The 18955-nt window shown below is 52.2% G+C and carries 18 protein-coding genes, 1 tRNA gene and 1 other RNA gene; 12 read left to right on the top strand and 8 right to left on the bottom strand.

Annotated features, from left to right (window positions below):
• The first annotated feature begins 314 nt into the window (after positions 1 to 314).
• Positions 315 to 707 (top strand): hypothetical protein, encoded by a 393-nt coding sequence (locus AAGJ81_12835; protein ID MEM0967025.1) that lies wholly within the window; start codon positions 315 to 317, stop codon positions 705 to 707.
• 157 nt (positions 708 to 864) lie between these two features.
• Here the strand turns inward: AAGJ81_12835 and AAGJ81_12830 are convergent, their stop codons facing one another.
• Positions 865 to 1128 carry a GIY-YIG nuclease family protein gene (locus AAGJ81_12830; GenBank protein MEM0967024.1) on the bottom strand — a complete coding sequence of 88 codons (264 nt, stop codon included), beginning with the start codon at positions 1126 to 1128 and terminating at the stop codon, positions 865 to 867.
• Between the two features lie 252 nt (positions 1129 to 1380).
• Positions 1381 to 1759: a transfer-messenger RNA gene (gene ssrA, locus AAGJ81_12825) on the bottom strand.
• Between the two features lie 492 nt (positions 1760 to 2251).
• On the opposite strand from ssrA, the gene AAGJ81_12820 reads away from it, so the two are divergent.
• The 9 genes from AAGJ81_12820 (at position 2252) to AAGJ81_12780 (ending at position 10625) form a co-directional block, all read left to right on the top strand.
• The gene (locus AAGJ81_12820) at positions 2252 to 3157 is read left to right on the top strand and encodes a metallophosphoesterase (GenBank protein ID MEM0967023.1); all 906 of its coding nucleotides are present in this window, start codon (positions 2252 to 2254) and stop codon (positions 3155 to 3157) included.
• Positions 3158 to 3836: 679 nt separating this feature from the next.
• Positions 3837 to 4490: a 50S ribosomal protein L25 gene (locus AAGJ81_12815; protein ID MEM0967022.1), complete on the top strand. Its 654-nt coding sequence runs from the start codon at positions 3837 to 3839 to the stop codon at positions 4488 to 4490.
• 33 nt (positions 4491 to 4523) lie between these two features.
• Positions 4524 to 5111 carry an aminoacyl-tRNA hydrolase gene (gene pth, locus AAGJ81_12810; protein ID MEM0967021.1) on the top strand — a complete coding sequence of 196 codons (588 nt, stop codon included), beginning with the start codon at positions 4524 to 4526 and terminating at the stop codon, positions 5109 to 5111.
• A complete protein-coding gene (locus AAGJ81_12805; GenBank protein MEM0967020.1) occupies positions 5108 to 5407 on the top strand; it encodes a 30S ribosomal protein S6 in 300 nt (99 codons plus the stop codon). Before pth ends, AAGJ81_12805 begins: the two co-directional genes overlap by 4 nt.
• A 21-nt stretch (positions 5408 to 5428) precedes the next feature.
• Entirely contained in the window at positions 5429 to 5884 is a 456-nt protein-coding gene (gene ssb / locus AAGJ81_12800; GenBank protein MEM0967019.1) for a single-stranded DNA-binding protein, read from the top strand.
• Between the two features lie 21 nt (positions 5885 to 5905).
• Positions 5906 to 6373: a 50S ribosomal protein L9 gene (gene rplI, locus AAGJ81_12795; protein ID MEM0967018.1), complete on the top strand. Its 468-nt coding sequence runs from the start codon at positions 5906 to 5908 to the stop codon at positions 6371 to 6373.
• 384 nt (positions 6374 to 6757) lie between these two features.
• Positions 6758 to 8212 (top strand): replicative DNA helicase, encoded by a 1455-nt coding sequence (gene dnaB, locus AAGJ81_12790; GenBank protein MEM0967017.1) that lies wholly within the window; start codon positions 6758 to 6760, stop codon positions 8210 to 8212.
• A 234-nt stretch (positions 8213 to 8446) separates the two neighbouring features.
• The gene (locus tag AAGJ81_12785) at positions 8447 to 8809 is read left to right on the top strand and encodes a DUF559 domain-containing protein (GenBank protein MEM0967016.1); all 363 of its coding nucleotides are present in this window, start codon (positions 8447 to 8449) and stop codon (positions 8807 to 8809) included.
• Positions 8810 to 8999: 190 nt separating this feature from the next.
• Entirely contained in the window at positions 9000 to 10625 is a 1626-nt protein-coding gene (locus AAGJ81_12780) for an NAD(P)/FAD-dependent oxidoreductase (GenBank protein ID MEM0967015.1), read from the top strand.
• 83 nt (positions 10626 to 10708) lie between these two features.
• Here the strand turns inward: AAGJ81_12780 and AAGJ81_12775 are convergent, their stop codons facing one another.
• The 5 genes from AAGJ81_12775 to rplS all read right to left on the bottom strand — a co-directional run bounded on the left by AAGJ81_12775 (position 10709) and on the right by rplS (position 14119).
• The gene (locus tag AAGJ81_12775; GenBank protein ID MEM0967014.1) at positions 10709 to 11188 is read right to left on the bottom strand and encodes a dihydrofolate reductase; all 480 of its coding nucleotides are present in this window, start codon (positions 11186 to 11188) and stop codon (positions 10709 to 10711) included.
• Between the two features lie 9 nt (positions 11189 to 11197).
• Positions 11198 to 11992 carry a thymidylate synthase gene (locus tag AAGJ81_12770; GenBank protein ID MEM0967013.1) on the bottom strand — a complete coding sequence of 265 codons (795 nt, stop codon included), beginning with the start codon at positions 11990 to 11992 and terminating at the stop codon, positions 11198 to 11200.
• A 3-nt stretch (positions 11993 to 11995) separates the two neighbouring features.
• Positions 11996 to 12817, bottom strand: a complete 822-nt coding sequence (locus AAGJ81_12765) for a hypothetical protein (protein MEM0967012.1) — start codon at positions 12815 to 12817, stop codon at positions 11996 to 11998.
• Positions 12818 to 12851: 34 nt separating this feature from the next.
• The gene (gene trpA, locus AAGJ81_12760; GenBank protein ID MEM0967011.1) at positions 12852 to 13691 is read right to left on the bottom strand and encodes a tryptophan synthase subunit alpha; all 840 of its coding nucleotides are present in this window, start codon (positions 13689 to 13691) and stop codon (positions 12852 to 12854) included.
• A gap of 62 nt (positions 13692 to 13753) precedes the next feature.
• Positions 13754 to 14119, bottom strand: coding sequence for a 50S ribosomal protein L19 (gene rplS, locus AAGJ81_12755; GenBank protein ID MEM0967010.1), 366 nt, complete (start codon positions 14117 to 14119; stop codon positions 13754 to 13756).
• A 335-nt stretch (positions 14120 to 14454) separates the two neighbouring features.
• On the opposite strand from rplS, the gene AAGJ81_12750 reads away from it, so the two are divergent.
• A tRNA-Val gene (locus tag AAGJ81_12750) sits at positions 14455 to 14531 on the top strand.
• A gap of 86 nt (positions 14532 to 14617) precedes the next feature.
• On the opposite strand, the gene AAGJ81_12745 is transcribed toward AAGJ81_12750, so the two are convergent.
• Positions 14618 to 17140: a DUF4838 domain-containing protein gene (locus tag AAGJ81_12745; GenBank protein ID MEM0967009.1), complete on the bottom strand. Its 2523-nt coding sequence runs from the start codon at positions 17138 to 17140 to the stop codon at positions 14618 to 14620.
• Between the two features lie 334 nt (positions 17141 to 17474).
• Between AAGJ81_12745 and AAGJ81_12740 the strand changes: the two genes are divergently transcribed.
• On the top strand, positions 17475 to 18941 hold the full coding sequence (locus tag AAGJ81_12740; protein ID MEM0967008.1) for a TolC family protein: 1467 nt from the start codon (positions 17475 to 17477) through the stop codon (positions 18939 to 18941).
• Positions 18942 to 18955 lie beyond the last annotated feature (14 nt).

Below are 18955 nucleotides of genomic sequence, written 5' to 3'. Positions count from 1 at the left end.
CACTACCCTAACACTCTCCTAAAACTCAAACCGCCACCCGTCAAGACGCAGCAATTGTAGGGCCAATTCAAATAAAGTTCTGTATCTAATTTTTGGATACTTCCATATCCAATAATCGGCAAGTCGATCCTAGTCACCCTTGGTCGATCTTCACCGAAAAGACAACGTAGCCCTTTACGGATTAACAACAGAGTCCATTCTCCCAGTACTAATGCTGCTTCAAGCGGGAGGGAAGGTGCCTGAAGTTAAAATCAGGTTCCTTCTTAGGCGAGACGTCTCTATATAAAATCTCTGACGAATGAATGGACTTTTGAATGAGCTGGCTCAAAGCGAAACAAGTTAGTAGTGCTATGCCTGGTTCTTCGTCAGATCATCAAAATGAGATCTATGAGGACCTCGACCTTCCCTATCGAGAAGTCAAAGAACAAAGAAGAAAGATTCAGAAACGGGAAAGTGCACATGCGTTGGTATTTGTTGGCGTTCTGGTCCTTCTTTGGTCGTTTCCAACCGTGGGTTCTGCTCCAACCAATAAGCATCAAACCATTCTGGATCTTTTACATAGCTACAGTTGGGGCGCACTAGCGCTTATTTTTGGATACGCCTCCTTGAGGCTGAGAGTGACTCTTGCTGGGATCCTATTTTCCGCGGTTTCTCTCTACACTTTCTATCCTAGACTAACTGACATGTTAAACCTATGGGCGAAATGAATGTAACTGCTGCGATAATAGCGATTGGACTAGTCTCTACCCTGCGCTACGCAACTCAGCGAAAAGACCACTTAAGGTGAAATTGAAATTCGAGAAGTAGTGAGGAACTTCCGAATCATTGAGTGACAGAACAGATTTCAGGCATGAAAACGCGCCCTCAACAATTGTCTTCCGACGAGGGCCAGAGGCGTTTGCGGGCGAAGGCTTTGCCGGAACCAGTTTTCAGGTAGTCTTCAAAGTTGCGTCCTGTTCTCTTGTCGGGAAAAGCAGCGTAGAAGACCAGGCCAAACGGCGCGAATCGGGACGTTGAAGCGACTTCTCCACTGTTATGCTGCGCGAGACGTTGCTTGAGGTTCGTCGTGTATCCAGTGTAGCCGAAGGAGGGAGATTTGCGGCTTTGAATTCGGTAGACATAGACCATGAACTAATCGTATCACGGACTTGGCGAAGAGAAAGCCCTACTTCGCGGTCCTACGCCAAGGCTTCCCTCGGGTGGTGCGTGACCATCCGAAGCCTTGGGCTTGCCAACGCAAAAGGCGGTCGTTGACTCATAAGAAGGTTCGAAGCGGGAAAGCCCTACTTCGCCCCGACGTAGCGGGGCTACGAAGGGCCACCATCCTACGCCAAGGCTTCCCTCGGGTGGTGCGTGACCATCCGAAGCCTTGGCGTAGGATGGTGGAGGTGGCGGGAGTCGAACCCGCGTCCTACGGACGTTCAGGCAAGGCATCTACATGCTTAGCCGATTCTTTGGTTTCGCACTGGATCCGCTAAGCGGCACGCTGACCCGACACTAGCATCGATAAGATACGGCGCGGCGGACGATGCCGACGACGCGCTATGCCTGCTAGATGACGCCCCAACCAGTTAGCAGGTGTCCCCGGCGGGACGAGGCAAGCCTTAGGCTGCCATAGCTTCCGGAGCTGCGCCCGGGAAGCTGATTACGTTATCCTTGGCATTTAATAGCAAGGTGATCGCCTTGGTAACGGAGTGGAGCCATCATCTCCGGCATGCAACCAGACCCTACGGCCCGCAGTCGAATCCGGAACACCCCCAATTCAAACTGTGACCTTTGGTTTGCTGGACTGAGCAAAACCTTTCACAGAACTGAGTGAACTAGACTACCAATGGTCATCGATGGCAAACCGGAAAGTCGGGTTTCTTGATATTCGTTGAAGGACACTCTGTTTAGTCGGCTGACCTCTGACAACCCTCAATATGTACTCGGAAGGGAGCTGGAGGTTGGTTGATCAAAACGTTCCGCAATCGGACTCGGCTAAAATAAGACTCAGCTTCCATGACTTCTACCCAACTTGGCGGCCCTGTGGTGAGTTTGTTGAAATAAGCCTGCATCCTCCCGTTCGATGGATATGGTGGCCTCGGTTCTTCGAACCGGGGTTTTCGTTCGTAGAACTGGCCCCCGGAACTGAGTTCCGAGGCCACACTTACCAATTGTAAGAATGGGAGGAATTCTTGATATTCGCACCTGGATTTTTTCTTACCATCGTCGGCTTGTCAAAGATCTGCTGGGCTCCTATTTGTTTTCCATGCCTAACCGACGAGAATTCTTGGGTTCCCTCGCTGCGGGTGCTGGGTTGATTGGTTTTGGGTTTCGTTCGACCGCTCAGTCCGCTGTTTCACTTCCTCCGCTTCGCCTCGGTTTCTTTACTGACGTGCATGCCAGAACAGATTTGCGGGTCCCGGAAGCACTCAACCTTGCCGTAAAAGCAATGAACGAAGAAGAGGTCGATCTTTGGATTTGCGGCGGAGATGTAATCAACCGCGGATACTTGAAGGCAGCTTCCGAGTGTGTCGATTCCTTCAAGGTCTTTACCGATTTTCTTGGACAGATTGACCAGCCGGTCTACCCGGTAATTGGGAACCATGACCTTGCGGGGGCGTTTCCAGCCGATGGTTCCCCACCTGCAATCGATCCAACCGCACTTTGGCGGGATGCGTTCCAATTAGACGGGACCTATCAATCTTTCGACCACGGAGGGATTCACTATTTCCTCATAGATTCGGTCGAGCTCACTAGTCCTCCCCTATTCTACAGAGGATATGTAAATCAGGAGCAGATTGCCTGGTTGACCAAAGAACTCTCCAAAATCCCTGCCGAAAAACCGATTGTTCTGGTGAGTCATATCCCGTTTCGAACCGTCTTTATCCAGGTAGTCGAGAATCCAAGTGCTCCTCTGCCCGAAAATCTGGTGGTCGAAAACGCCAATGAAATCCTCGAGCTTTTCAAGGGACGCAACCTTCCCCTCGTTCTCCAAGGGCATCTCCATTCCAATGAACTCATTGATTGGGCGGGACGAACCTTCCTCATGGGTGGAGCCATATGCGGTGGCTGGTGGGAAGGTCCGAACCGGGATACCGGTTTCGGGTATGGGGTTGTTGACGTTTCAGATGGCCAGATCCAATGGACTTACAAAGGATATGGGTGGGCCTAGAGCAGATGGATTGCGAAAGAGGAAGAGTCTAAATCCCACCAAATATGCCAGAATTTAAGCGAATTGGTAAAGGTTACTAAACCGCGGCTCCTACGAAGCATGATGGCAAAAATCGAAATCGGCATCGCTATCGAATGCTCTCGAGACACGATTTCGATCCCGATAGCGAATCCCGAGTCCGTTTTATCTAAGTAGCGAATTGATATCGGAGTTCTGAAGGTTCTCCCTGACGGCTTGGTAGCAATTGAAAACAGGCGGGATCAAACGCTGCCTTCCCCTTGTGTCACAACCACGACAACTCGATGTATTCGTATCGTTAACCATTCCTTGCATCTGCCAGAGTATGGAGTCCATCTGGTGACGCCAGAAACCATCTTTCGGCCAACTTTGAAGTTTCCTGTTTTTTCTCACGGTTGCAAGGGGACTGTTCTCGAGGTCGGCATTCTAGAAGCAGCCGCCACGTAATGTGGCCTCAGATGAGCACTGTTCAACTTAGTCGCAAAGGGCTCGTTTAAGAGGATAACCTTTTGACCCTCAAAGGTGCGCGGCCCTGCTTCCACCCTTCCTATTTCCAGGATTCTAGCCTCATTTTCCCCAAATCTGGCCTTGATTTTCCCTCTCTGCACATCATTCTCATCCGTTTTCTCCCATCCAAACAAACGACTAGAACACTCCTACAATGGAAGACATTTCTCTCTCAGTTTCCAACCGTGAACGGGCAGGCAGCGGCGCTGCAGGTCGGATTCGTCGTGAAGGCAAAATCCCAGCTGTTCTCTATGGGGTCAGTGGGACCAAAAACCTTACCATCGATCGCGGTTCTTTTGTCAAAGTCTGGCGCAAGGCCGGGCAGTCTTCAATCGTGACCATTGAGGATGGAGACGGTTTCTCAGCTATGACCTTGATTCAGGATGTTCAGCGCAATGCCCTTACAGACGACTTTATGCATGTTGACTTCCTCGAACTGACGAAAGGACATGCAATTACTGCGAGCATTCCGGTCCACGTGCATGGCACTCCGGTTGGCGTTTCAACAGAAGGAGGCATCCTTGATATTCACCTGCACGAAGTGGAAGTGAAATGCCTGCCGAAGGACCTGCCACACCAGATCGACGTTGACGTCACCTCGCTGAATGTTGGCGATTCCCTCCACGTGAAAGATCTGCCCGTCCTCGAAGGTGTTGAGTACACCGGTGAAGACGAGTTGACCATCGCTGGAGTCGCTTCCCCTCGTGTGGAGGCTGAAGCTGCCGCTGAAGAGGAGATTGCTGAGCCGGAAATCATCAAGGAGAGGGCTGGTGATTCCGCCGAGGCGAGCTCCGAAGAGGAAAAGTAAGAGAGCTCCCTCTTTTTCCCAAACTACATAAATATGAATCGGGTGCGTATCATTGCCGGTCTCGGAAATCCGGGAGAGGAATATGAGAACACCCGGCATAATGCAGGTTTTCTTGCGCTCGATTCTTTTGCCGCGTCTTTCGACGGTCGTTGGGTGTGGGAGAAGAGGTTTCAGGCCGATACCTGCCTTGCCGAACTCTCTGGATACCCAGTCCTTCTGGTGAAGCCCCGCACTTTTGTAAACCGGTCGGGAGACTCTCTCGGTGCACTCGCACGGTATTATAAATTTGGGTCCGATCAGTTCTGCGTTTTATACGACGATATCACACTCGATCCTGGCCGGATTAAAGTGAGCCCATCTGGTAGCGCTGGTGGTCACAATGGAGTCGCCGATCTGCTCCAGAAGTTGGGGCCGGACTTTGTCCGCTTCAAAATCGGCGTTGGCGGTAAATCACACCCTGAGATGGATCTAAAAGACTGGGTTCTCGGGAGAATTTCCAAGGATGAGACTCCCTTTTTGGAGGAGTCCTACCAAAAAGTGCGTGCTGGACTTGAGCTGCTGGTTGCAGGAGGTGTTGAGCGTGCGATGAACGAATGTAACACTAGAAGCAAAGCATCATGATTAAGAAAACGAGTCGTAATTACAGAGCCACCTTCGTTCTAGATACCCGCGGCGTCGAGGCATCAGTGGACGAGCTTACTGAAGCCTACTCCAAGGTGATCGAAGAAGTGGAGGGGAAGGTTGATGCGGTGAAGAACCTCGGCAACCACGACTTCGCCCGTAAATCCGCAACCGGACTCTCAAACGGCATCTTTTTGCAGTATGATTTTGAAGGCCCGGCGACAGCGCCTGAAGGCCTACAGGAAAAGGTGCGTCTTGATCGAAAAGTGAACCGCGTTATGGTGGAGTCCGCTTAGGACTAGTAACCCTAAAGACTCATGGCTTCCTTCAATCGCGTCATCCTTATCGGGAACCTTACCCGGGATCCCGAGGTCCGATTTGCTAGTGGAAACAATGCTATTTGCAAATTTGGCTTAGCCGTATCGCGCAACTACACTACCCGTGATGGCGAGAAGCGTGAGGAGACGACTTTTGTCGACATCGATGCATTTGGAAAGGTCGGCGAAATTTTAGGGAAGTATCTTTCCAAAGGTCGTCCCGTCATGATCGAAGGACGCCTGCAGCTAGATACCTGGGAGTCGAAGGAAGGCGAAAAACGTTCCAAGCTCAAGGTGGTCTGTGAAAACTTCCAGTTCCTAGGAAGCGGCCGAGGCGACGAGGAAAGTGGTGGCTCGGGCTCTTACGAGCGTTCTTCTCCACCACCGAGAGAGAGTTCCTCCCGTTCTGGCAGCGGTCCTGCCGAAAATTTTGATGACGAAGACATCCCATTTTAACAGCAAAAGTATCACAATCTCATGGCACATTCAGAAGTTCTTCTCCTAAAGCCAGTCACCAACCTCGGTGGCGAAGGCGAAAAGGTAAGTGTAAAGTCCGGCTATGCTCGGAACTACTTGATTCCGCGTAAATTGGCGATTCCCGCAACGCGTTCAACCGAGCGTCAGATTGAGTCACTCCGCGTCCGCCGTGCGGAACGGGAAGCTGCGGAGCTAGAGGAGGCGCAAGCGGTGATGAGTAAGCTCGAGGGTCTGCGGGTGGCTATCGTCGTCAAGACAGGGGAAGGTGGCAAAATGTTCGGAGCGGTAACAGCTCAGGACCTCGTTGCAAAGATTGCTGAAAATGGAATTGAGCTGGACCGTAGACAGGTCCATCTCCCGGCCCCGGTAAAATCGATTGGTGACCACTCGGTCACAATCAAGCTCCATCCTCAGGTGCAGGGTGAGCTTAGGTTTGAAATTGTCTCCGAGAATCCGATCGAAGACTGATTTCTTCACTTTGAGGCGTGGCCTCGGAACTAGGTTCCGGGGAAAGCGGAGTCCGTTGGATCTGACGGTTTTGTGTATTGTAGTGTCTCGCCTTCGGCAAGCCAAGAGCTCTTCAAGACATTCCTAGATCTATTTACCCACTCAGCGGTTCCCCGAAGGCTTACGCCCCCCCAGACCTCAGGAAGTTTCTGCTTCGAGTAGAATCCTCGCAATCTATCCCCGGTTCAAAGAACCAAGGCTACTTGGTAGACCTTACAACTCCAGTTCGCAGAAAGAATTTATTAATGTGAACAATTCTTACTGGAGTCACCCGTAACCGTTGGTAATCATCCATTCTGTGGCCGTCTGTTCTTCGTTTTTCAAACTGTTAAGTCTTTTACTCTAGTGGCACGCGAAGAACAAAGAAACGGGCAGCAGCGCCGTTCAAAGACACGATCCAATGGGGAAGACTTTGGAGGGATCAGCAAAAAGCAGCCGCACAGTATCGAGGCAGAACGTGCCCTCCTGGCTGCCTGTATGCGGGAGAATGCCACCGAGATTATCACCGACTGCATCAACGCTAAAATTGATGTGGAATCGTTTTTCAGACCCGCTCACAAGAATATGTACGGCGCACTCATTACTCTCAATAGCGAGGGTATTGAAATCGACGAGATCACTCTGGAGGAAAAGCTGCACACTCTAGGACTTCTCGATGAGACCGGAGGCCGTTCCTACATCAACGAGGTCTCGGAGTCTGTCGGATCCACTGCATTTGCCGCGAACTGGATCGAAATCGTAAAGGCAAAGTCTCTCCTCCGGCAGCTGATTCGTCTGTCCAATGAGACGATGGAGCGATGCTACGAAGGGCAGGACGATATCACTGCTTTTCTTTCAGAGGTTGAATCCGAGATATTCAGGATTGGGGAGACACAGGTTACCGATTCTGCACAAGAGATCGGAAAGCCGCTCGAGAACGTGATCAAGATGATCAACGACATCCTCGCGAAACGGCATAGCAGCTATGGAACAAGAAGCGGATTTGCAGACCTTGATCGCTTGACCTTCGGTTTTCATGCCGGGGAGATGATTGTTCTGGCCGCGCGCCCGTCGGTCGGAAAAACCAGTCTTGCGATGAACATTGCCGAGAACGTCGCGATTGGTGATTCGCGCAACCCCGATCCGAAGACGGTATTGGTTTTTAGTTTGGAGATGAGTTCGGAAAGTCTGGCGCAGCGCATCCTTTGTAGTCGGGCTGGAGTCAATATGAACAAACTGCGGGACGGTTTCTCGTCCCGGGATGAACAACAGGCAATCGTCGAAGCGGCCAAGGAGATTGGTCAGTCAAAGATCGTAGTCGATGATCAGGGGAATCTAAATATTCTGGAGGTCCGGGCAAAGGCTAGGAGGGTAAGCGCGCGGAGTAAGGATCTCGGCCTTGTCATCGTCGACTACCTGCAGCTGGTTGCCGGCATGGATAATCGCGCCTCCAGGGAAAATCAGATAGCCGAGATTTCACGGGGCATGAAGGCTATGGCAAAGGAGCTTAAAGTGCCGGTTTTGGTCCTTAGCCAACTCAATCGTGAAAGCGAAAAAGAAAAAAGGGATCCCAGGATGTCTGATCTGCGGGAGTCGGGTTCGATTGAGCAGGATGCCGACGTCGTAATGCTTCTTCATAGACCCCGTAGAGAGGATCAAGAGGAAAACGAACGCCCAGACGACATTGAGAAGATCCGCCTCATCCTTGCCAAACAACGAAACGGCCCTACGGGCGTAATCGACCTAGCCTTTCTCCGAAAGTTCACCAAATTTGCCGATCACATCGAAGCCAATCAGGTGGGTGCAGGGGAGTTCGGGTAGGAAGAAAACACCACCCCGTCACGCTAAAGCGCGCCACCCCTCCTCGTAAACGAAGAGGGGAGCTTCTTTGAGGGAGAGGTCTTGTCCCTAATTCCCCTCTTCGCACCCGAGGAGGGGGGACCGCCTTCCGGTGGTTGGGTGGTGTGCTCTCAATTGAAAGAAATCTCTACTCATTTCCCTTGAAACCAACTAAACCTCTAGCACCCATCGCAGTCTTTAGACTTGGTTTTCTTAGTGTCCTCGAAGAAGAATATAAATGCCTTGCGGCGTAAACTCCGCAACGAAGCGACTCCTGCTGAAGCGCGCCTGTGGACTTTACTCAAGAATCGCCAGTTGGAGGGAAGGAAGTTTAGAAGACAGCAAGGAGTTGGTGAATTTATTGTAGACTTCTACTGTCCCGCTGAGCGCTTGGCGATTGAGCTCGATGGTCAGGTTCATGAAGGCGTGATCGCAGAGAACTTGGACCACGAAAGAACTCAAGTCATCAAAAGCAAAGGAGTTCGCGTGATTCGATTTGAGAACAGAGCGATTTTTGAACACCCCGATTGGGTGCTTGAGCAGATCAAGAAGCATTTCACCCGTCGGCTTTTTGATTAGATCGGCTGCACCACCCCGTCGCGCTGAAGCGCGCCTTTTAGAGGAAGAGTTTCTCCCCAATTCCCCTCTTCGCTGGCGAGGAGGGGGGAACCACCGTCAGGTGGTGGGGTGGTGAATCCAATTTCAATAGGAACCTCTTACAACACCAACCAATCCCTTCAATACCTCCCTACTTCAGAACTTCGGCTCTGTGGAACAAAAAAGGGATTCGATTGACCGCACTCCACTAGCGACCAACCCTACCTGTGTGGAAAGTGCATTCGACGCAATCATTGTTGGTGGAGGACACAATGGATTGATCACTGCCGCCTACTTGGCAAAAGCAGGACGAAACGTAGCCGTTTTCGAAAGACGTCCGATCATCGGAGGTGCGGTCTGCACTGAGACTGACCGAATTCCGGGCTACCGTATCGACGTGGGTAGTTCCGCTCATATTATGATCCATCAAACACCGGTTTTGAAGGATCTCGCGCTTGCCCGATACGGACTCGAATATTTGGAGATGGACCCTTGGGGCTACTCCCCTCTCCCCGCGAATCAAGGTCCGGCAATCCGGTTTTACAAAGACGTTCACAAGACCTGTGAGAGCATCGCTGCGGTGAGTTCTCAGGATGCAGAGGCCTATCTCGTCTTTACGGAAGCATGGAAGGAAATCAACGAGGGGGCTCTTCAAGCGTTTCTACGTGCGCCGACACCTTGGAATCTCTTTCGTTCCTTTTTTGGAAAGTCGATCAAAGGCTTTGGTCGGATCGACATGTTACGGAAGATCTTCGGCCCTTACGGGCAATTGGTCGAAGAAACATTTGAGAACGAGCAGCTCAAGGCTGCTATCCTCTGGCTGGCAGCGCAATCCGGTCCAGCCCCCTCCGAAATAGCGAGTGGAAACTTTGCCGGTTGGCATGCGATGTATCACCAAAGTGGAATGAAGCGAGCGAAAGGTGGTAGCGGAGCCTTAACGCAAGCCCTCAAAGCAGCGATCATCGCAAATGGAGGAACTGTTCGTGAAGACGCTCCCGTAAGCCAGATTCTTACCGATTCTTCGGGTAAAAAGGCAACAGGAGTAGAGCTGGAAAACGGTGAAGAATTCAGTGCAAAGATCGTTGTAGCGGCCTGCCACATTAAAACGACTGTCGAAAAACTCCTTAGCGAAGCTCCTCTCCCAAACCGGATCCGTGCGGGCGTTGCGAAGCTCCGAATCGGCAATGGTTTCGGAATGATTGTTCGGTGTGCGATGGACAGCCTGCCGAACTATCCCGGCGAAGATCTGCACAATGGGGTGGGAGATTGCCACAACGGTCTGCAGCTCCTTTGCAGCTCACGGGATGAAATCGATGATGCTTACGGAGACTTTGTCCGCGGACATCCGCCGACCAATCCAGTTCCGTTGGCTATGACGTTCTCCGCTCTCGACCCGACCCTCGCCCCGGATGGGAAGCATGTTCTTTTCGTGTGGGGGCAGTATCATCCCTATGAGTTGCGCAATGGAGAGAACTGGGACGCTATCGCTGATCGAGAGGCGGATAAGCTCCTCGCTGCCGTCGACCGCTATGCTCCAGGCACCTCTGAGAAAGTGATCGACCGCTACATTCAAACTCCGTTGGAAATCGAGCGACTACACGGTCACCACCGGGGTAATGTGATGCACCTCGAAATGAGTCTCGACCAAATGTTCTTTTTTCGCCCGATGCCGGAGCTATCGAGTTACAAAGTTCCGGCGGTCAAAGGCCTTTACCTCACGGGTGCGAGCACTCATCCCGGCGGAGGAGTCTGGGGTGCTTCCGGTCATAACACCGCAAAGGTGATTTTGGGCCGGTAGTGAACGGGCAATTTGTTGGGCGAAAGTTTGAGGAGAAAAAGCACTGGGGAAGTTCCTTCCGTTTAGCCGTTCATCCTGTCGGGCTAACTCGTCGTGTGGGAATACCGCTTCACCGAAAAACCATCTCCCCGATAGACGGTTTCGGGTGCCTCAAAGTCTTCCTCAAAAAGTGGAAAGTGGGCATCTCCTACGTGCTCTCCTTCGACAAGGGACAAATAAATTTCCTGCAGGTAAGGCATCACTAGCCGGTAGATCTCTCCTCCGCCAATCACGAAGATTCGTTCATGATTCCCTAGTTTGTCATTTAAATCGGATAGGTTGGAGAAGACCTCAACTCCCTCCGCATTCGATAGTGACCGAGAAAGCACAAGATTCCTCCGCTTCGGAAGCGGACGTCCAATGGATTCGTAGGTTTTCCGCCCCATAATGACTGTTCCTCCAACCGTCAGTTTTTTGAAAAACTGCAAGTCCTCCGGCAGATGCCAGGGTAATTGTCCATCTTTTCCGATCACCCGATTTTGATTCATGGCGACTACCGCAATCCAGGTTCCGCGGGTCTCCATGATCGAAAACTAGACTGCTACTGGAGCTTTGATCGCCGAGTAGGGATCATAGCCCTGGAGGGAGAAATCCTCGTAGACGAATTCGTTCAGTTCTTTGCGGTCCGGATTGAGCTGCATCGTGGGGAGAGGGCGAGGCTCTCGGGAAAGCTGCAACTCCGCTTGCTCTCGATGATTCGCATACAAGTGGACATCACCAAACGTATGAACAAAGTCCCCTACTTCCAAGCTACACACTTGTGCCATCATCTGAAGAAGCAAGGCGTAGGAGGCTATATTGAAAGGAACCCCCAGAAAAATATCCGCGCTTCTTTGGTAGAGCTGACAGCTCAATTTTCCCTCGGCCACGTAAAACTGAAATAGAGCATGACAAGGTGGAAGAGCCATTTCTCCAACCTCACCTGGATTCCAAGCGAGCACCAAATGACGCCGGCTATCCGGATTGGTTCGCAAGGATCGGACCACCTCAGCAATTTGATCCACGGTTTGCCCATCCGGGCCCTGCCACGAACGCCACTGTGCACCATAAACGCGCCCCAGATTGCCATCCTCATCGGCCCACTCGTCCCAGATAGACACACCATTTTCTTGAAGCGAGCGGACGTTGGTTTCGCCGCGTAGAAACCACAGCAGCTCATGAATGATCGAGCGCAAATGGACCTTTTTCGTGGTTACGAGGGGAAATCCCTCCTCCAAAGGGAAACGTAACTGCGCTCCAAAAAGAGACCAGGTTCCTGTCCCGGTCCGGTCATCCCGGAAGCTCCCCGTTTCGAGGATCTGGCGCATCAAATCCAGATAGGCTTTCACCGCTCAATCCTTATCCTCAGGTGAAGCGGTGACAAGGTTCCATTCCCGGGAATCACTCTCGAATTCGATCTGGAGAGCCTCTTCTGATTTCAGCTTGATGTTTCCACGGGCAAGCGGATCCGACGGGATTCCACCCTTATAGTCTTCATCGGCTACCCAATAACGAAACTCAACTGGTTCCTCATTAAGATTCCAAAAGGTAAGAGTCACCGCGTAACCGGTAAATCCGAACTTGGGCAGAGTCTCTTCCCGAAAGTACACGCCTCTTGTTCCGTCACCTCGAACCGCTGTCCAACCCTCAGGTGCCGAAACTTCAGCTTCGAGCCGATACCATCCCTCCCTCCGGGAAACGATGAAAGTGCCGTCCCATACCTCTCCTGGTTTGAGACGGATGGGGTCATCCCCGAGAAACGAGGCGAAGTAGCCAAAAACGGATGGGGTGCGGCGGCGAACATCGAATTTTGTGATCTCCACTGGCACAGAGTCCGCATTTCGAATCTCGATTGAAGCTGGAAATCCGATTCCCCGTCCTTCGGATCCGGATAACTGCCGGCCATCGGTCTGTTGCAGAGGCGGCGACTCCACTCGGCTACTCCCCACTTTGGTGCGAGCCTCGAGGTCGGGAAAGTCCATGATTCGTTCGAAGGGTCCAAATTCTTGATCAGCCAGGTCGCCCATACCCTCGGCCAACTCGAGTTGAAGTTCCGCTTCACTCTTCCCCGATTCATTGGATAGACTTGAGCAGCCACACAAAGCCCCGAATCCAGAGAGAATCCAAACAAAAATAGAGACCCCTCTATAACTACTGTTTTTCTTTCGGGTCATTCGACACTAACAACGCCGGGAGAATCGTCGAGGGTCAGGACGGACCGATCGGATCCTTGTTGCAACCCGAGGTAAGCTCCAAAAGAAAACGGGAAAACTCGTCCCACTCTGCCTCCGTTGCGTTCGCCAAAGCTGCACACCTTTTTACAATTGCGCTCCCAACAACAACGCCAGAAGCCATACCTGCGGTCGCCCGAACATGATCATGGGTCGAGATGCCAAACCCAACAACGACAGGATAGTCCGTTGTGGCTTGGATTGCGGCGACAGCCTCCTTAACTCCCTCGGCCAACTCCGAACGTTCCCCAGTGACTCCTTCGCGAGATACGTAGTAGACAAATCCGGTAGCGACACCGGTGATGATCGGGATCCGTTCTGGAGGCGTTGTCGGAGCAACGATAAACACGGTCGACATCCCCTCCTCTTTACAAATCTCTAGGTATTCCCCTGCCTCTTCGGGTGGAAGGTCCAAAACCAACAGTCCATCTACTCCGGCATCTACTGCCTCCCGGACGTATTCACGAATTCCTTTCGAATAAACCAGATTGTAATACGTGTAGAAAACTATGGGAGCTTCGTCAGTAAATTCCCGCACCCGGCGAACCAGGCGAAAGACATCCTCAGAGTGCATCCCTGAAGCAAGAGCCCGCTCTGCCGCCCGTTGGTTGGTTGGACCGTCTGCCAGGGGATCACTGAAAGGTACTCCGATTTCAAGAACATCCACACCGGCCTTGACCAAGCGGCGAAAGACTTCGACGGAAGTCTCAAAGTCAGGATCGCCCGCGCACGCGTAAGAGACGAAAGCAGCAGATTTCCCAGCGGAAGCGAGTCGGCTCGGATCGAAAGCGTTGGCAATACGATCGCTGTTGACCATTTCCGAAGGAGCGGTGGATCAGATTACCAATGACGAGGTATCCGTAGTCGGACGACCTACGACTATCGACCCTGCTCAGCCAAACGCTTTTCTTTCACAAGGCTCGCACGTTTACCAATGCGTTCCCGCATGTAGTACATTCTCGCCCGCATCGTCACGCTTTCGCGGTCGACCTCGATCTTTTCGATGTTCGGCGAGTGAACTGGAAAGACCCTCTCACAACCAACACCGGAAGCAATCCGGCGAACCGTGAAAGTCTCATTGATTCCGGAACCTTTGCGGGCGATCACGATCCCTGCAAAGATCTGGATACGAGTCTTCTCGCCCTCGCGGACACGGGTGTGGACCTTGACCCCATCGCCAACCTTAAACTGGTCGCGACCCTCCTGGAGTTGTTCCTTGGTGATTTCAGAAAGTACTGGCTTCATAACGGCGATCTGGAATTAGCGTAAACAGAGGAAAAAACTAGTTTTCGTCTCTTGGGTCAAGTGAAGAAGCGGTGAAAATGGGGCAACATCAGTTCTGGCATCCGAAGGAGGGAAAGGCTCCGCAATCAAAGGATTGGGCGACTCGCCCGCAGAATCGTTTCGTGGTCTCGTTTCTGCGAATTGGGGGAGAGAGCTTGATTGTTTACTTCATGGAATTGCCTCCGAGCCTCCCGGACGGAACGGAGTCCGTCCCTCCCCGTTTAAATAACATCCAAATTTTTGGCGAAAAAGGAATTGCCACAAGCGCCCAGTATGCCACCCTTACCCGTTTTCCCGGACGGGTAGCTCAGTTGGTTAGAGCAACTGGTTTACACCCAGTAGGTCGTGGGTTCGAGTCCCTCTCCGTCCACCAGCCTTCGTCCGCTCCTTCGGATCGGCACTTCGGCTGCTAGTTACCCTTGTAGGTTATTACAATGGGTGGGCGCCCAAAGCGAAATTCTAGTCTTCGACAAATCTACGAATTTCCACGCTGTAAACATCAAGGGTGTCACCTGGCGCTTGTCGAACTGCCGATAAAACCAAGGCTCCCTCAGTAGATCCTTTTGGAGGGACGCCGAATACATGAAAGGTCCCTTCAGTATTCAGCTCGGTCTCCGGCAAACGAAGGGCCCTGGTCGTTCCAAGGGGTCTCCCATCCTCTGCCTTCCACTCGAAGTAGAACGATGTACGATTCCCAAGACTGGTCTTTGCCCCTACCCTGACGATTCCTTCAAAAACTTGTCCGCGCTCTACGGGAAACTCCCTTGCTAACCCGATTGCGTAGGCGTTCAAAAACCGAAGGTATTCCTGTTTCCCATCACCTTTGTAAGAAACCTCTACCCTTTCCGAAGGGCTGATCAAAAGTTTCCACGGCTCAGAAAGACTGAGTTCCCAGTTTTCGTTCCCGAGTGTCTCGATTTCACCCAAGTCCTCTCTCAAGTTTTCGGTCTTTTCGAGGCTCTCCCAGTTGTCGTCCGAAGCACTCCGTGCAAGCCCGAAAATAAACCGTGCGGTCGAATCGTCCAATCGGGACGATTCAGCAAAGAGCCAATCCCAAAAACGGAGCCTTTCTTCGGGAGAAAGTTGAGAAACGATTTTACGGGCAGCGTGAAACGTGGGATCCGACTGCGAGAAAACGGTTCGGACGGTCTCTCGTGTCCAAACACCCTGCCTCAGGCTTTCAAGAACAGCCATCCATTTGGCACGTGCGTTCAGGAATTCGACAATCTCTATTGGAGTGAGACTTTGTCTTTCATCGAGAACCAATTCTTCTCTCGCCTTTTGCATTCGAAAGAAGGCTAGCGTCAACTCCCAAGTGGTTCGCACGGCATCGACCCGGGTCTTGTATACTCCTTCTCCCGAATCGACGAGCGCTTGGTCCAACATTTCGGTCATTGCGGAAATATCGTCTTCATCAAAAAGAGCGATGCCACCCTCGTCTTTGTAAAACTTAATCCAAACAGCACTGCCACCCTGACTCATCCATATCCAACGGGCCCGGTCGTAGAACTCACCCATCTTTTGCGCCGCAGGTCCAAAGAACTTCACCAAAAACTCTTCCTCCAGCTCTCCCGGATCAAGGGTTGGATCCCAAAGCATTCTCGCGACCGACCAAGGGACGTCGCCGTGAAAAGGCCAAATCGCATTTACCTCTCCAAAATAAGCGCGCACTCCCGTTTCATAAGCATCCCGAATCCTCTGACCTACGATTAGATTAGCCCTCCGTGGAAACGGATTTGGAGCGCTGTGAAGATAGTCGTATATCCCAACAAGTCGAGGACCCGCGCTCACCCACTCCCGAACCAGTTCACGATCCTCTTCAGTAAAGTCGACGTCGTAACCCTGACTTCGATCAGCCGTGAGGTAAGGGAGGATCATCGGATGAACGGGAAAACTTGGAACATTCTCCACCCACATGTAAGAAAGACATCCAAGAAACCGATCCGGGAACTCTAGCGAAACCACCTCTGCGACCCGATTCATGAAATCAAAGACCAGATCCGAGTAGTCAGGTAGATCACGAAAATATCGCATCGGCCGAGTGAGCTCACGAATCTGCTCATTGTCCCCGTAGTGATTGTTGTCGTTGATCCCCAAAGAAAAGGTCAAGCGATCAGGCGACTCTTGGAAGGCTTCAATCGCCGCCCTTGCCGCAGTCTCAACCACAAGATCGGAGGTCAAGTCGGGTTGAGACCTCCAAAGAGGGTGTCCCTGTCCAGGTGAATTCTGAGGATCCCAGTCCACTGCTAGGGTTTCCGGATTCGCTAGAAAGAATTCACGATCAAAGATCCGTCGCAGATTGTGAGAATAGGAGTATGAACCCCTGAGGCGGTTTCTTCGCGTCCAAGTCTCAGCTTCCTCGCTCCTACCCACCGTCAACCGCCGCGAAAAATAAGCCGGCTGAAACTCGTAGGTTCCGTAGGGAATCCGCCAATTCGCTCTTTCCGGCGTGTAGGTCCCGTCGGCTCCTGGCCAGAACCAACGAACCCCGCCAAAATGATCCAACAGCGTGTAAAGACCAAACTCCCACCCTAGTGGATCATTTGCCCGTATCGTGAGGACGCGCGAGCTTACTTCGAGAACAAACCGATCGTCTCCGCGATCTGAGATAAATGGGCTAGGCGGGAACCCGTGGCCCTCATCAAATTCGATCACCGGACGAATAGAAGCCAAGTCCTCTTGCTCTGTCACGATCGATATCGATTCACCACCCATAGATTCGACTTGTCTGGAGAATTCCTCAGCGGCACCTCTTAGCTGGGGGGGAGTATTGACAGGCAACTTCAATAGTGCGCTTGAGCGATCCTTTTCAAACACCGAAAACACTCCAGGGTGAGACCGATTCTTTCCTTCTCCCCTATGAGAACTCGGAACAGCACTCACCAAGGAGCAGGCGAATACGGCCAGAAAAGCGACCAGCAATCTAATGATAAACCAAAGCAACTCCTTATTTGAAAGTGAGGCGACCTGCTTGGCAACCATGGTTGCTGTCCAGTCGGTAATGACTCCAAACAAGCAACTCGATCAAAACTAAGAACCTAAACGCTAGGAATCGGGAAGAAGAATACACGAGGTCGGTTTTGATGGTTATTATCCGGCTACTCGTCCAATTCGCGATGGGTCACCTTCTCTGATCGGGAGCCAAATCAACTTCGCTGCACCAGAAGGCCATCCTCTTCGCTCCACCATCTTGAAAGAGAAAGCCGATCGTGGAACCACTCATTCAAATCTGCCCAGCTGCCACTTCCTTTAGGCTTGCTCACATTTCGTCAGACTCAGACTCTCAGGTCTTCATTCCGATCTTCCGAATCGACTTATGGTTTCAATCCAAGCGTTCAATTCTCGCCTATCGGCAGTCGTCGCACTGCTCACTACCCTTTTCTTGGCGGGATGTTCCATTCCACAGCCGGATCCGCGAAAAGAAATGACTGAAATGGCTCCAACTGGCGGCTGGGATGCCGGAGGAGAAGCCGGACCAGTTGCCAACGATTGGATTGCCACCTTTAACGATTCCAAGCTCGTGGATCTCGTAAACGAGGCCCAGGAAGCAAACCCCGATCTCGCAGCGACTGCTGCCTCCCTGTCGGCTGCTATCGCCCAGGCTCGCCAGGCTAATTCCGCACTTTTCCCGCAGCTGGACGCAGGCGCAGTCGCCAAACAGTTCCACATTTTTGAACTTACCGAAGAAGAGAGGTTTCTCGGGCTGGAAAGAAACGACACTGAGCTCGGCATTTCACTGGATCTAGCGTGGGAACTGGATGTATGGGGGCGCATATCCGATTCCGCAAAGAGTGCCGCACTCTCAGCCTCCGCAACCGCTGCAGACTATGCAGCAGCCCGACAAAGCCTGGCAGGCCAGGTAGCCAAGGGGTGGTTTCAGGCCATCACCGCGAAACAACAACTGGAGCTTGCGGAGGAGTTCGTGGCCAATTTTGCGGAGACCTTCCGAATTACCGAAGCCCGCTTCAATGCCGGCGACGTATCCGCGCAGGATACCTTTACCGCTAAAGCAGATCTCGCCAACTCCCGCCAGGACGTAGAGGAGGCTCGATTCTCGCTCCGTTTTTCAATCCGAAGCCTGGAGATTCTACTTGGGCGGTATCCATCAACGGACCTTTCGATTGCCGACTCTCTGGGATCGGAGTTGGTTGATGTTCCCGCGGGCCTGCCATCAACCCTTCTCGAGCGCCGTCCTGACTTGATTGCCGCTGACCGTCGCGTCGCTTCCGCTTTCTTCCTCGCCAATTCCGCATCAGCCGCTCGCCTACCCCAGTTCTCGCTCAGTGCTTCCTATCAGTCCACCTCAGACAACTTTGGCGACTTGTTCGATGCAAAGAGTATGCTCGTCAATATCGGACTGAATCTGTTCCAGCCATTGTTCGACGCGGGGCTTCGGAGAGCAGAGTTCGAGGAGGCTGAAGCGGACCAGATGGTAGCAGTCGCTACCTACCAATCGACCGCGCTTTCTGCTTTCCAGGAAGTAGAAGACGCTCTCTCTTTGGAGAAGTCTCTCTTTGAGCAGGTTCATGAGCTGGAGATTGCCGCAGAGAGCTACGAAAAAGCGCGGGAAATTGGTGAGATCCGATACCGCGAAGGAGAGACGGATCTCACCAGTCTCTTGGTAGTCCAGCGTGAGGCGCTTGCTGCGCAGGCCGATTTGTTGACAGCACAAGGCCAGCTCTTCACCAATCGCGTTGATCTCTACCTCGCTTTGGGAGGAAACTTTGAAGAAGGCCCGATCAACGATTCACCCGCCCCGCCACCTCTGCCGTCTCAAGAATAAGAAGACTAATTTTC

This window comes from Verrucomicrobiota bacterium (genome assembly GCA_038744685.1).
Classification (GTDB): domain Bacteria; phylum Verrucomicrobiota; class Verrucomicrobiia; order Opitutales; family Puniceicoccaceae; genus Puniceicoccus.
This window is presented reverse-complemented; position numbering and strand designations above follow the sequence as displayed.